This window comes from Acinetobacter sp. CIP 101934 (assembly GCF_000369585.1).
GTDB classification, from domain to species: domain Bacteria; phylum Pseudomonadota; class Gammaproteobacteria; order Pseudomonadales; family Moraxellaceae; genus Acinetobacter; species Acinetobacter schindleri.
The window spans coordinates 465927-481253 of sequence record NZ_KB850094.1; the positions used below are offsets into that span (position 1 = coordinate 465927).

Sequence of the window (15327 nt, forward strand, 5' to 3'; positions counted from 1 at the left end):
ACAGTGTCAGGTTTTTTTAAAGCTCATTTAGTTATTTCGCAATCCGCCAGACAGCAAGTATGCTTGCCAGCACAATCAGAATCACTGACACAAACCAAGGTGAAATAATGGCAATGGACAGTAAAATCGCCATTAAACTGCCAAAAATCCAGCTACGTTTTTGCTGATGTTCCATTTGCAGGCGCATACTTTGCAATTCATTGAGCTGTTTGGCATGCCAGGCCGACTGGTTTTTTAGACCATTCAGACTATCGATCATCAAGGTTGGTAAATCCTGCGCCCCTAAAAGCAGATCCGGGATTTTCTGTCCCAGTTCTTTCAGATTTTTCTGCGGATTCATCTGTGCCTTGATCCAGTCGGTCAGGATCGGTTTGGCCAGACTCCAGATATCCAGTTCCGGATATAGGTCAGTGCCTAGGCCCTCCACATGGACCAAGGTTTTCAATAACAACATCAGTTGCGGTGGAATTTCCAGATGAAAGCGACGGGCAATGTCCATGACTTGAATCAGAATGCCGGCAAAGTCCAGCTCATGCATTGGTTTTGAAACCATGGGACCCACAGTACGGCGCATTTCGCGTGCCAGCGCATCCTGATCGGTGCCCGGTGGAATCCAGCCAGCCTGATGCACAATCTGGATCAGCTGCATGAAGTCGCTGTTCATGACCGCCAGCAGCATGCGCGCCACAGTCATCTGATCATGTTTGGATAGCTCGCCCATAATCGCACAGTCCAGTGCGATAAAACGTGGATTGGCCGGATTAATGGTTTCTACAAAGACATTGCCTGGATGCATGTCGGCATGGAAGAAGTTGTCCCGGAATACTTGGGTAAAGAAGATGGTGAGGCCTTTACGTGCCAGGTCAGCACGATCCATACCCAGTTCATCAAAGGTGGCAATATCCGAAATCGGTACACCGGTAATCCGTTCTGCGACCAGCACATCCTTGCTGTCCATGTAGACTTCAGGCACATACATCATGCTGGAGCCGGTAAAATAATGACGCATCCGGCGGGTATTATCCGCTTCCAGCGTCAGGTCCAGTTCGTTCAGAATAATCTGGCGATAATCCTGAATAATTTCCGATAAATGTAGGGCACGCGCTGCTTCCAGACGCTTTTCCAGAAAATCACCTAACCAGCTCAGGATTTCGAAATCCTGCAAAATCTGATTACGGATATTCGGGCGGGTCACTTTCACTACCACTTCCCGGCCATCATGCAGAGCAGCAGTATGCACCTGTGCAATTGATGCAGCAGCAAGTGGCTGAGCATCAAAACGGGCGAACAGGGTGTTTACATCGGCTTTCAGCGATTCCTGAATACGCATTTTAGCCACGTCATTGTCGAATGGCTTGACGCGATCCTGTAGTAAGACCAGTTGTTGCAGTACTTCAGGTGGAATCAGGTCACGACGCGTAGATAGCAATTGGCCCAGTTTGATTGCCAGTGGCCCCATTTCCTCTAAAGCTTCTTTCAGCTTGAGAGGATTTTTACGCTCTCGGCTGGACCATGCAGCCGGATGCATACGAATCAGGGACAGGATATGACGGCTTTTTTCTGGGAGTTCTTCCGCAGGAAACAACGTATCGAGTCGATAATGCGCGGCAATGCGCCAGAGTTCGAGTAAACGTGAAACATGCGGAATCATAAAGTGGTGTACCTAGTTTTGAGTTGAATCTTGTTGATTTTCAATCTGTATCTGAAGCTGACGAATCTTGGCTTCTACGCGATCAATATTTTGATTGAGTATACGCGTATCTTGCTGTAAATCATCCATTTGCCAACGTGCAGCAAATAGACCGCTGTCTTCTTTAAGCGTATCTTCCATAAAGAACAGACCGCTTTGCAGACTGCGTTTGAGATGTTTGGGTGCCAGTTGCAATTTGCCAATTTCATGCGCAAGGGTTGGTCCGATCCATGGGCTTAAATGAGCCGCCAGATCAGGTTCAGCCTGTTGCATAATGCGCTGGATTTCCTGCAATAACTTATAATCACCTTGCAGCGGAATATTGCCTATTTCATCTGAAAGCAGCAGTTTCAGCAGGCTAATGACATTATCGACTTGTAAAGTTGCAGTGGCTTCAGAACTCTGTGAGCTGTCGGTTTCATAAGGCCGCTGTTCAAAAATCGAAGCAGCTTCAGTATGCCCAGTGGCTGTTGGTTCCAGGCGAACCTTGCCATCATCAAAGAATACATCTATAGAAAGCTGCGGTGAGGCAATTACTACACGTAGCATTTTGCCAGCCAATGCATTTAACTGGATGCGGGTAATCGCATCCAGATCAATGAAATGGTGAATCACACGTTCAACGACACCAAGTGCCAGAATTGACCACATGAATGGGAACCTTAAAGTTTAAAACCACGGTGAACGGCAACGATACCACCCGTCAGGTTATGGTAATCACAGTTCTGGAAGCCGGCATTTTCCATCATGCCTTTTAGGGTGCGCTGATCTGGGTGCATACGAATCGATTCTGCCAGATATTTATAGCTTTCAGAATCATTGGCAATGATTTTACCCATGATTGGCAATGCCGTGAACGAATACAGGTCATACAGTTTCGAGAATGGCTCAAAGACTGGTTTAGAAAATTCTAAAACAAGAAGACGGCCACCTGGCTTAAGCACACGGTACATCGAAGCAAGTGCAGCATCTTTATCAGTGACGTTACGTAGACCAAATGAAATGGTCAACAGGTCAAAACTGTTATCTGCAAATGGCTCTAAAGTTTCGGCATTGGCCAGTACGAAATCGACATTGGTACAGCCTGCATCAATCAAGCGATCACGACCGACATTTAGCATGGATTCGTTGATGTCAGATAACACCACATGACCGGTTGGACCAACCTCACGGCTGAATACTTTGGCCAGGTCACCCGTACCACCGGCGATATCCAGCACATGCTGACCACGGCGCACGCCTGACATGTTAATGGCAAAACGTTTCCATAGACGGTGAATACCAAAAGACATCAGATCATTCATGATGTCGTATTTGCTGGCGACAGAATGGAATACTTCCGCGACTTTTTGCGCTTTTTCTTCACTGCTGACAGTCTGATAGCCGAAGTGAGTGGTTGGACCGACATTACCGGTATTCGCCCCACGTGGCAGGTTATATTTCGGTATGCTACCTGTGACAGGTGTATCAGTCAGACGTTGTTCTAGAGACTGTTGCTGACCTTGTGGCGCACCTTGTGGTAACGGTGCAGTTAAGAATGGGCTCACTTTGTCTGTTTGTTGTGCCGACTCAGCTGTAGGGGTAGGCGTAGTATTTTCATTGGACATTGGAGTCACTCCTAACAGATCAATGGGGTTAATCTTGCATGCATGCATGGACTGCATAATGACAGATTCTAAGATGTTATACAGCAATCATCATGCAATTGTTATGAATAATATACAGAAAAATGCGTCTTTAGCTGAAATCTCAGCCGAAAAATCGATCTTAATTGATGATAAAAAGTCATGATATACGTTCTGAATTTTTATATCTTCCTGCTGCTGCGGTGCACCATAGCTTAATTAAATGGCGAGTCAAAACCTACTCAATTCTTTGTACGTTTTTGCTTACATTGATTCAGGTTTTTGGCGACTATTTTATAGTGATAGAAATTTCATATGATAAGTTCATCAGGAACAGGATGTTCCCTCTAAGAATAAAAATAGATAAATACAAGGAAAGTAAGGTACGACAGGAGTTGTACCAAGCGAACCAATACGGAAAACCCCGGCAGGATGCCGGGGTTTTTCATTTTGTATCCAGAATTTTTAAGATTCGTCCAGTTTATGGATGAACTGGTTTTTACCATAGCGAATGGACAGTTGATCCAGTTCATAATAAAGACCATCTCCTAGTGCATAATCCCCACGTTCAACAGAGATAATCCGTTGTTTATCTGTAGTAATCACAATATGGAAATAGCCTATCTTTAACTTGCATTTCAGATCATGAACAAGCATCGCCTGACCGTAAATATCCAAAGACTTATGGCTTTCAATCTGTATATCTTGAGCATCAACTTTATAACTGTTTATTGAGGGTCTCAGGTTTATTTGTACAGTGCCGCGAATAGATAGCTGTTTGTACCCCATTACATTTTTCCTAAAATTCATTGACATGGGTACATCTATAAAGAATCAAGATATACGGAGGCTTAGATAACACGTAAGCCGATCAAGTACGTTGACCATAAACAGATTAATTTCTGTAAATTTTGCATAATTTTTATAACTTTATTAGAGACTATAATTGATTGATACGATTAGGGCTTTGGAACCATTATTTTGTCTATTTATTAAGACCTGATTTTTTTGTATCGATGAAATTACTACGATTTAAAAATAGCTTGTTGATTGGGTTAAGAGAATAAGGCAAGCAGATGCCAGCTTTATCCTGAGGTGATATTTTCAGATTTTTAAGCTGTCGGAAATTAACGGAAAGGCTGTGGATCACCAGCATGCACGCGATCAATGATATTACGCTCAGTTGCTGTAAATTCACGTACAAACTTTTCTGCGGACTTAAGTGGTTTCATCGCCAGGAATCCATCCTGCATAAACTCATACATGACTTCAAAACGGTATTTTTCTGCGGCACCTTTACACATTTTAAATGCTGCCTGCACAATGAAAGACCGCATATATTTATCCAGATGAGTACCAAGCTGATCCAGCATAGCTAACTGTTTTAGGCGATCCTGGCCCTGATCCAGCTTTAAATAGGTCAGACGCATAATTTCATCAGTCAGTGATTCGGCTGGATGATAATCTTCCAATAACTGTTGTGCCACCTGCTCATCAAGCTGTACCGCAAGAATGGCCAGCTCTACTCCGTGAGTGCCGGTCTTGATCGCATTATCCGGAATCAGCTTTTCCGCCTTATGCGCATAGCGCGTCAAGCGGGCAATCTGTTCTGCCAGCGCATCGAAGTCCAGTCCACCATAGAGACGGTTCAGGAAATATTCTGACATCAGCACATTTTGCTTTTCTGCAAACTGCTTGGCATGAGTGCGTTGCATACGCTCTTTTTGCCAGAGCTGTACATCTTGCAGACGTCGTTGCAGTTCCGGTTGCTTGTGATAGTTCAGTTGATAATAACGTTCCAGAAGATCGTCTAAAACCGCAAGTTTGGACATGGGAAGTTCAAATATGGTTATGGATGCGGGAATCTTAGAACGAGTTAGGATGGCGCGCTATGACAAATTGACCGGTTGCACAGGATTTGAAGTCAATTTGTCGAAAAGTTCGACAAAAAAGATCGTTTAAAAATCGTATCGATCGCTATTCACCAGGCAAAAAGCCTGTCTATACTGTATTCACGAACAAGAAAAACAGAACAGGTTATGTCTACAGAACAGCAACAATTTCAATTGATTGAAGAAAATGAATTATCGTTACAGCTTATCGATGCGCAATATGCCCTGAAAGATACACGCGGACAGAAGAATGCTAAAAGTTTAGTCATACTGGTCAATGGAATTGAGCTGGCCGGCAAAGGTGAAGCGGTTAAGCAATTACGGGAATGGGTTGACCCGCGTTATTTGCGGGTAAAAGCAGACCAGCCACGGCCCCTGAATGAAAGACAGACTTTCTGGCAGCCTTATGCACGATTTATCCCGGCTGAAGGACAGATCATGGTGTTGTTTGGTAACTGGTACACAGATTTGCTAAGTACCGCCATGCATGTAGCGAATCCTATAGATGAAAGCATGTTTGATCATTATGTTGAACAGATGCGTGCCTTTGAGCAAGATCTGAAAAATAACCATGTTGATGTGATCAAGATCTGGTTTGATCTGCCCTGGAAGTCTTTGCAAAAGCGTTTAGATGATATTGATCCAAGTGAGATGCATTGGCATCGTTTACACGGTCTGGATTGGCGCAGTCGTAAGCAATATGACGCGATCCAGCGTTTGCGTCAGCGCTTTACCAATGACTGGATCATCATTGATGGTGAAGATGCAACCCGGCGTGACCAGCAGTTTGCCCAGACTATTCTTGCAGCCTTGAACCACTGTCCGGATCATCCTGCTAAAGGGAGTAAAACATGGTCCCCGGCGTCTATTCCTGAAGCATTGCTGCAGCCTTCGCGGGAGCCGGTGGATCAGAATACCTATAAGGACGAACTCAAGAAACTGACCCGCAAGGTGGCTAGCGCAATGCGTATGGATCAACGTAATGTGGTGATCGTATTCGAGGGGATGGATGCAGCCGGTAAGGGGGGAGCAATCAAGCGGCTGGTGAAAAAGCTTGATCCACGCGAATATGAAATTCATACCATTGGTGCACCGGAAAAATATGAATTGCGCCGTCCTTATCTGTGGCGTTTCTGGACCAGGTTACAGCCGGAAGACAAGATTACGATTTTTGACCGGTCCTGGTATGGACGGGTACTGGTAGAACGGATTGAAGAACTGATTAGTCCTGCGCAATGGCAGGCATCTTATGCAGAAATTAACCGGTTTGAAAATGACCTGATTGAGGCGCAAACCGTGATTATCAAGTTCTGGCTAGCGATTTCCAAGGACGAACAGGCTGAACGTTTTAAGGCGCGTGAACAGACGCCGCATAAGCGTTTCAAGATCACTGATGAAGACTGGCGTAACCGTGAACGCTGGGAGGATTATTTGCAGGCAGCGGCAGATATGTTTGAGCATACCAGCACCGATCAGGCGCCATGGCATGTGATTGCTACCGATGATAAAGATAGCGCGCGTTTACAAATCTTGAAGACTATACTGAAACAGCTTGGCGTAAGTTAATACGACCAAGCTGCGTTTAAATAAGATGATTCTAAATCAAAATTATACTGTTTTAGCTTGCTGTTTTTGCTGGATATTTTTGGCTAGTTTATAAGAGTCTTCCACATGTGCCTCGGCAACTTTTTTCATTACGAAGTAGCCTAAACTTGCAGCAATTAACTGACCACCGAGCGGGATAAATTTGGTCACTTGCTTGGTGATATATTTTGCGGCAACATTATTGATGGATTTTTTTACCGCCGTACGTGCCACTACAAAACCAGAAAATTGTACGCCGCGTTTACGTAATTCATCCCATTGAACCTGTTTGGTTTTTGGATCAAATACGCTGACCTGCTCTGGTGCCAAGCCGAATCGGGCATTGATTTCAGGAATTAGCTGTGACAGGATGCCGACGTCAATCAAGACATCAAGAAACGGTACCGGAATCACGGCTGCACCTGCAGACATATAGGCACGCTTCTTAATCAGCTCCAGGCATTCTTCACGGATCTGTTCTAGATTTAAACTTGGATCAATTTGATCGGGAAATTTGTCTAATTTCATGGGCGATTACCTAAAGCTTCCTGTTGTTGTTTTTCTAAAAAAGTATCCTTAAGATGCTTTTTTAAAAGAAATTTTTCTACTTAAGTGTAGATTAAAAGTGACATAGACAGAACAGGGTGTATAGTAAATAATCTTTATTGTTTTGTAGTGCTGCTTTCTTTTAATTTGGGGAATTCATGGCTATTCATGTTATTCAAAGTCAGAAAATTGATGTGCTTTTGGATAGCATGCTGCTGGTTACGAGTCAGCAGAAAAGAACTGCTTTTCAGGTGCTTGAGCCGCAGCATTTCATTGTGCCTTCGCCTGCCGTTGAAGCCTGGCTCACCCAGAAAATTGCCGAGAAAAAGGGCATCAGTGCCAATACACAATTTCACCATCGAATTCGTGCTTTTCAATGGACTTCTTATCAATGGGTACTGAACAGCCAAAAAGAGCTGGAGCAGGTCCGTGAAGCCAATATCCCACGTATCATCATTAAGTGGCGAGCCTTTCAGGCGCTACGCAAGACTATTCTGGCGGATGAAATTCCACTCAAATCCCCGCATCCGCTGTATTCGATCGTAAAGCGGATTTATGACAGCGCTGACCGTCTGGAACAGCCGAATGAGCGTCTGCTTAAAAAACAAAGCATGCTGTACTGGGTCTGTGAACAGGTATCGCGCCTGTTTAGTCACTATATGGATTATCGCGGCTATTGCGCACGCAATTGTCCGCCGCAACAATGTAGTTGCCCGACCAACTGGCTGAACAACTGGGGACAAAATCTGCCTTTAGAAATAGAGCAGATGCTATATATCCCCAAAGATGAAAATGGTCAGGAAATTCCGGTAGCAGATTTCGTCAAAATTCAGGCACGGGAACTGGAAGCCTGGCAGCGCTGGCTGTGGCAGAACGTATTTCAGGATGACTATGCCAAAATCCTGGAAATTGAAAAGCTGTACTGGGAACGCATCGAAAATCCGGAAACCCGAACGCAGGCCTTAAAGCAGCTGCCATCCCAGGTGGTGGTCTTTAGCATGCTGGAATTGCCACCGGCTCAGCTGGATTTCTTGCGCCGTCTGGGTCAGTACATCGAGATTTATATTTTCCATTTTAACCCGTCACAGGAATACTGGGCGGATAGTGTCGATCCGAGCTGGAAGGCGCGCTATGACCTGGGTGTACAGGAACGCTTTATCCGCAAATACGAACAGTCGCGTGGAGGTAAGCCGAGTGATGAGGAAATTGCTGCATTCTGGAAAAAGTTCCAGCTGAACTTTAATGCTGAAGACCGTGAATCACGTCATCCTTTACTGACCCGTTTTGGTAAGCAGGCACGGGATCACTTCTCGTTATTATCCAAACTGTCTTCGGGTGAGGAAGGACATTGGGCGGATGCCTTTGTCGATGACTATCAGGACCATCTGCTGGCAAAAATCCAGTCGGATATTCTGTATCTGGTAGAACCGGAGCGGCATACTTATCCCTTGAAGCCGGATGATAGCTCGGTACAGATCCATGTCTGTCATTCTTCATTACGCCAACTGGAAGTACTGCGCGAACAGATCATTCACTGGCTGGCTCAAGGCACGGAAGAGGTACCGCGTCAGCCAAGTGACATCCTGGTATTGAGTCCAAACCTGAAAGAACTGGAACCGGCGATTCGTAGTGTCTTTGCACCACCACCACGTGAACGAGAAGGCAGCCAGTCCCGTCTGCGCAAAAACAATATTTATCTGCCGATCCAGATATCCGGGGTATCCCGTCTGGATGTCAGCAATGCCTGGCGTGCCGTGCTGGGCCGCATACAGTTGATGCATCGCCGTTTTAGCATTGAAGATTTTGCCGACTGGCTGAGTTTAAGTGCGACTCAGCAGTACTATGCATTGGACTATGCACAAGTGGAACGCATCATCCAGCTGCTCAGTGATGCCGGCTTTAAGCGTGGCTTAGATCAGCAGCATTTACAGCAGCATTTATATGAAGGTGATGAAGATTACCGCTTTAGCTTCCGCTTTGCTCTGGATCGCTTGGTACTGGGCATGGCGGTGCCAGAACATCAGCTGTTTGAAGATACCCTTAGTTATGCCAAAGTGCTCAGCAGTGATTTTCCGCTGATTGTTATCCTGATTCAGATCTATGAGGATTTCAATGAACGTCGCGGCTGGCTGAATGCACATGAGCAGGGACAGCGTACACCGGTAAAAACCTGGCTGGAATATCTAAATCGGGACGTGAATGCATTCCGCAGCAATGGGGTTGAGTCATTAAAAACCGTAGCAGAAATCATTGAAAAGCAGATGCGTATGCTGACGCTGGCCGATTATCATGATCAGGATGATCCAAATGCGATTCAGGAACTGGTGGCATTGAGCTTACCATTGCCTTATGTCTTGGAAGAAATCCAGAATAGCCTGGACATGCAACTGGATCAGGCCGAACCGACCGGACAAATTACCTTTAGCCAGATTGGCCAGATTCGCCCGCTGCCTTATAAGCTGGTGGTGATGCTGAATCTGGATACTGGCTTCCCGAGCCGAAATCAGCAGCTACCGTTTGACTTGATGAGCATTCTCAAGCCACAGCTCGGTGACCGCTCCCGTCTGGATGATGATCAGGGTGCATTTCTGGATGCCTTGCTGTTAGCACAGGAAAATCTGTGGCTATTCTACAACGGCTTTGATGTGAATGATGGCGAAGTGCGTGATCCATCCACGTCATTGCAGGAATTAATCCAGCATATTGCCCTGATCTGCCAGTCCGAGCATCCAGATGCAGATGTCGATGTGATGACCGAGATGAATGGCTTGCCAGTCGCAGCGCATATCCAGCAGCTCTATCATGTGCATCCTTTACAGCCTTTTGATCCAGTTGGTTTTAGTACACTACGTACCCCACGTTTTCAGGATCAGTGGCATGATGTGGCTTCTTTTCTTTGTAAGGCTGAAGGGCAGCGTCGCAGCTGGATTAATATCCATTGTCCGCCAGTACAGCAGGAGCAGATTCGGATTCTGCATGGCGATGAATGGATTCGGGACATGATCTTCCCGGCACGTCTGTTCCTGAAAAGTGTTGGCATTTCCAGCGTGAAATATAAAGACTTGCCCGCGGCACAGGAACCATTATTGCTGGATAAATTGCAGCAATATCAGGTACGGGATTTCCTGCAGCAGCAGGAACAGGAAATAGATACCCGGTTGATGCTGGATCGTCTGCCAGTCGGAAAAACCCAGGAAGCAACCTGGCTGAGTACCCAGCAGGAACAGGAATTGCTGCAGCAGCGCCTACAGCAACTGGACAAACAGATTACTCGTACCACGCAGCAAAACTATCGTTATTCATCTGATCTGATGTTGCAGATTACTGTGCCGCAGCAACCGAATGCGTCGTACTGGCTGAGTATGCAGTCCGCTTCAGCCTCAGAGCGCCGTCGCGCGCATGTCTGGCTGGAATATCTGCTCTGGCTGGCCTATTTAAATGATGACAGTTATACCGCAGAGCTGGAACGAATTGTGCTATTCAGTAACAAGACCGTAAAATTCTGCAAGGTGACATCTTCTCAGGCTAAAGAATATTTGGTTCACTGGTTTAAGGCCTGGGAAGCAGGTCAGCAGCAACCGGTAGTGTTGCCGGCTGAGCTCATTCTGAAAAAAGACTGGCAATGGGAAACCAATGAGCAGGGTCAAATGATTATTGGTGATCTGGATAAGCTGTTGGCGGCCTGGAACAACACTTATGAAAGTACCCGCCCACTGAGTTCGGATGAGTCCTGTGTACTGCATCAGGACTGGCAGTTCATTTTACAGGATCAGGATTCAGAGCAGGCGTTGCAGCACAGTCTGCTGAAATTTGCCTATGACTTGTATGCTCCGATTCAACAACATTTAGAGTGGGTAAAATAAATGACCATCGCCCCTCAACAGCAACATAAAACTTCAACCAATCCAATTCAGGACATGACCTTTACTGGTCTGCACTGGATCGAGGCTTCGGCAGGGACTGGCAAAACCTATACCCTGTCCAGCCTGATGGTACGGATTTTTCTGGATAAATACTATCCACATCAGGTCATTGCGACGACGTTTACCCGTAAGGCAACAGCTGAACTGAAAAGCCGGGTACGCGCACGTGTGGAAGAAACTTTGCGTTATATCCAGCGCTATCAGCATCTTAATTCGGTAGAAATGACTCAGAAAATCGAGCAGGAATCTGATCCGTTGTTGCAGAAAGTGCTGCAAGATTATGGCAGTCGTATGGATTACGCTCGCCGTCGTCTGGGGCTGGTATTGAACCAGCTGGATGAACTGTTTGTCGGCACGCTGGACAGTTTTAGTCAAAAGTTACTGCGTGAATTTGCTTTTGAAAGTGGTCGGATTGAACGTGCTGAACTGACTGAAGATCAGGACCTGTATATTCAGCAGCTGATTCATGATGTGCTACGGGAATGGATCCAGCAGCAGCCGCAGTATGTCATTAACCAGATGTATTTACAGAACCAGCTCAAAGCTCCTGAACACTATGTGGGGCTGGTACGTGATGCACTCAATTTTAGCGCCAATCATTTCCAATCAGTCCGCCAGGTAGAATGGGATTTGGGTGAACTGGATGCCTGTATTGAGCAGCTGGTCAATATCAGTCCGGCAGAACTGCTCAAGATACAGACTTACTGCGCCGAAACCCCGAAATATTTTCATAAAAACTTTCATGCAAAACTGTCGGAAATCTGCAGCAATTTTTCTGACTGGGCGGTACAGCTGAGTGAACAGAAGGGTATGTGCTTCTTTGATCCTGAGCTGTGCAAGCTGGTGCTGAAGTTATGTTATCTGCTGCGTAATAAAACTGATTTTCAGCCAGGCAAGCAGCGTTTTACCAAAAGCTGTAGCGAAGAAGAGCAGCAGTATTTCCTCAGCCATCCTCTGATCTGTGCCATCGAAGCCCTGTGCAATGTGAAACAGGCACTGGATGAGAAATTCAAACAGCTCACGGCTTATCTGGAATATCACCTAATTCGCAGTGTGCAGCGTCGTCTGCCACAGACCTTACATAAGCAGGGAGAAACTACCTTCTCGCAACAGATCCGTACCCTGACTGAAGCCTTGCAAGGTGAGCAGGGGCGCCGTTTTGCCCAGTTTGTGCAGTCTCGTTATCCCTTAATTCTGGTAGATGAATTTCAGGACACTAACCAGGATCAGGACGATCTGCTGGCACGAATCTGGCGGGATGCTGCACGGGTACAGCTCGGCTGTATGATTATGGTCGGTGATCCAAAGCAGGCGATTTACGGTTTCCGTGGCGGCGACATGCTGACCTATAACAAGGCACATGCTGATGTCCGTTTAAAGCAGGGCTATGAATATACCCTGACCCAGAACCACCGCTCGGTCAAAGCTTTGGTGGAAGTGGTTGATGCCCTGTTCCAGCGCCGGATGGATTTTGGTGAAAGTGTTAATTATAGTTTGATTCAGGCTGGTAGTCGTCCCCATCCGGACCTGATTGATTCCGGACAAGCTAATCCTTATCCATTACGCTGGATGCAGCTAGGTGAGCAGGAGCATGAAGCCGATCAGGTGGCCTGGAAAATCCGCGAATTACTGAATCAATCTGCACAGCAACAACTGTATTTCCAGCAGCAGGAAAGTTCTGCTCCTCTAACTGAGGATGATATTGCTGTACTGTCCTTTGGACATTATACGTTGGAACAGGTCAAGCAGCGTCTGCAACGCATGGGGATTGCCTGTTATAAGGAATCAAAACAGAGTGTCTTTGCCAGTAATGTGGCACAAGATGTTGCCGCGGTGCTGACCGCGATCATGGACCCGTTTAATGAAGCCAAGGTCCGCCGTGCTTTAGTGACCCGTCTGCTCGGCTTTGACCTGAAAAAGCTGCTGGAACTGCAACAGCAGCCAGTTGGCCTAAGTACTTTTATTGCCGATTTTGAGGTGATCCGGGAAATGTGGTTCGACAAGGGCTTCCTGAGTGCTTGGAACTATGCCCTGAACTTGTTTGACGTCTGGACTAATCTGGTATCAAGCCAGAGCATTGATAATGAGCGTGTTGTGGTCAATCTGCGTCATCTGACCGAAATTCTGTCGCAGCAAAGCGAATATTATCAGGGTGCACAGAAACTGTATTACTGGTATCTGCGCCAGCTACAGTCTCCTTCTGGCAAGGACAGCGAAAAAGAGCGCAAGCTCTCTGGCGATCGTGGCGTACAGTTGCTGACAATCCATGCCTCCAAAGGTCTTGAATTCAAAATCGTATTCCTGATGGGCGCTGATGCGCCGTTTGACGTCAACAAAGGTAACCTTAACTTCTCGCTGGCCGGTCATGAGCAGGACGATATTCTGAATCAGTCACGAGTGATTGCGGTAAATCGTGAGGATCTGCATGAACAGGCACAGCTGCAGAATGCAGCACGGAATGCCGCAGAGAATCACCGTCTCTGGTATGTGGCGCTAACGCGTGCCAGCCATCGGGTTTACGCCATGCTACAGGATCAGAGTGGTCAATCAGATTCGTGTCTGGCCTACTGGCGTGGGCAGGGTGAACAGGTCTTCCAGCACCCGCTCAGCTGTATGGAAAATACCTTAACAGCAGCACCACCGCGTATTGCGGTAGAACAGATGCAAACAGCACTGGAATTAGTTGCTCATCCTTTACCGGAACAGCAGTTCTATCCACGGACCAAAACCAGCTTCACCGCTTTATCGAGACATCAGCTGCATGTAACCGTACTGCAAGATGATCTGGTCAGTCTATATGAACACCCAGAAAGTGCTGCCGATGAAATCCATCTGCAGACAGAAGCAGAAGTGCTGCAACAGCCATTGGACTGGATCAAGCTGAATTTTCCTAAAGGTACTGTGGCCGGAACTTTCTTGCACAGTATTTTCGAGCATCTGGATTTTCAGGATAGCAGTTACTGGAATCTGGAAATCCGCCGTCGTTTCAAGAATACCGCGCCACATATCTGGATGGAATTGAAAGACCAGTTCCAGCAGGACTTTCAGATTCTGCAGCGGCTGCAGCAGGCCTTCCAGCAGCATTATCTGCAGGCTACGATTAACCTGAATACTCTGTTTAAGCGGGTAGCCAGCAATGCCGGCTTAAAAGCAGAAGCGTTAGCTGAGGCTATTTTACGTGTTATAGCCAGCGTCAACTATAAACTGTTGACCGGTATCCGCTTGCATGACCAAAGTGTTGCCTATCGCCATACATGGCATAGCTTTTTTCAGCAGCCATCTTTAGATGTCACTCATTTTCTACAGTTTATGACGCAGTTTGAGCGTTATTTTCTAGAACTGGATGATGATGCCTTTATTCAGCAGTTTGAGCAGGAAATGGGGCAGCTGCCTAAAGCAAGCACACATGAAAATATTGATGTGACTGGACTAATGCAGCAGTCAGCGGGGCTATTCTTTGAGGAATTATCCGAAGATATTCTGCTGAATCTAATGCATGATTGGGTCGGGGAAATCCTGAACACACCGATTCAGAGCGAGTTTCGTTTAAGCCAGCTGGATCAGCACAGCTTTTTGTCAGAATTCCCGTTTTATCTGGCTTTGAATGATGCCCCGTTACAGATTCGCCAGATTCATCAGCTGTTTGCGGATTATGGCCTGATCATGCCGGACTTTAATGAAGCCAAATCGGCACGTTACCTGACCGGGGCAATTGACCTGGTATATTTTGATGGTCAGCGCTATCACATCGCCGATTATAAGAGTAACTATCTCGGTGCCAATCAGCAGGATTATCTGCCGGAAGCAATTCATGACAGCATGACGCATTCCAGTTACTGGTTGCAGGCTGCCCTGTATCTAGTCGCCATGCACCGCTATTTAAGTGCTAATCTGCAGGGTTATGACATCCGGCAGCATCTGGGTGGAGCGACCTATCTGTATCTGCGCGGCATGAATGGGCAGGCCGGACAGGGGCTATATCACTGGCAGCCTGAAGTTGAATTTATCCAAAAACTGGATCAGATTCTGGGCTATTATGCGGTGAATAAGTCGGCATAAAATGGCGA

General features: G+C 46.5%; 9 protein-coding genes. 3 read left to right on the forward strand and 6 right to left on the reverse strand.

The window, feature by feature from the left end:
* Positions 1 to 31 precede the first annotated feature (31 nt).
* The 5 genes from F899_RS02705 to F899_RS02730 all read right to left on the reverse strand — a co-directional run bounded on the left by F899_RS02705 (position 32) and on the right by F899_RS02730 (position 5147).
* Entirely contained in the window at positions 32 to 1651 is a 1620-nt protein-coding gene (locus tag F899_RS02705) for an ABC1 kinase family protein (protein ID WP_005220739.1), read from the reverse strand.
* A gap of 12 nt (positions 1652 to 1663) precedes the next feature.
* A complete protein-coding gene (locus tag F899_RS02710; RefSeq protein ID WP_005220740.1) occupies positions 1664 to 2341 on the reverse strand; it encodes a ubiquinone biosynthesis accessory factor UbiJ in 678 nt (225 codons plus the stop codon).
* An 11-nt stretch (positions 2342 to 2352) separates the two neighbouring features.
* Positions 2353 to 3297: a bifunctional demethylmenaquinone methyltransferase/2-methoxy-6-polyprenyl-1,4-benzoquinol methylase UbiE gene (gene ubiE / locus F899_RS02715; RefSeq protein ID WP_004890506.1), complete on the reverse strand. Its 945-nt coding sequence runs from the start codon at positions 3295 to 3297 to the stop codon at positions 2353 to 2355.
* A gap of 483 nt (positions 3298 to 3780) precedes the next feature.
* Complete coding sequence (locus tag F899_RS02725; protein WP_005220743.1) at positions 3781 to 4104, reverse strand: hypothetical protein; 324 nt, start codon at positions 4102 to 4104, stop codon at positions 3781 to 3783.
* Between the two features lie 338 nt (positions 4105 to 4442).
* On the reverse strand, positions 4443 to 5147 hold the full coding sequence (locus tag F899_RS02730; protein ID WP_005220745.1) for a DUF8198 family protein: 705 nt from the start codon (positions 5145 to 5147) through the stop codon (positions 4443 to 4445).
* Positions 5148 to 5354: 207 nt separating this feature from the next.
* Here F899_RS02730 and F899_RS02735 point away from each other — a divergent pair, with 207 nt between their 5' ends.
* Positions 5355 to 6773: a polyphosphate:AMP phosphotransferase gene (locus F899_RS02735; RefSeq protein ID WP_005220747.1), complete on the forward strand. Its 1419-nt coding sequence runs from the start codon at positions 5355 to 5357 to the stop codon at positions 6771 to 6773.
* 42 nt (positions 6774 to 6815) lie between these two features.
* Here the strand turns inward: F899_RS02735 and F899_RS02740 are convergent, their stop codons facing one another.
* On the reverse strand, positions 6816 to 7319 hold the full coding sequence (locus F899_RS02740) for a hypothetical protein (protein WP_004890494.1): 504 nt from the start codon (positions 7317 to 7319) through the stop codon (positions 6816 to 6818).
* A gap of 176 nt (positions 7320 to 7495) precedes the next feature.
* Between F899_RS02740 and F899_RS02745 the strand changes: the two genes are divergently transcribed.
* A complete protein-coding gene (locus F899_RS02745; protein WP_005220749.1) occupies positions 7496 to 11200 on the forward strand; it encodes an exodeoxyribonuclease V subunit gamma in 3705 nt (1234 codons plus the stop codon).
* On the forward strand, positions 11201 to 15319 hold the full coding sequence (locus F899_RS02750) for a UvrD-helicase domain-containing protein (protein ID WP_005220751.1): 4119 nt from the start codon (positions 11201 to 11203) through the stop codon (positions 15317 to 15319).
* Positions 15320 to 15327 lie beyond the last annotated feature (8 nt).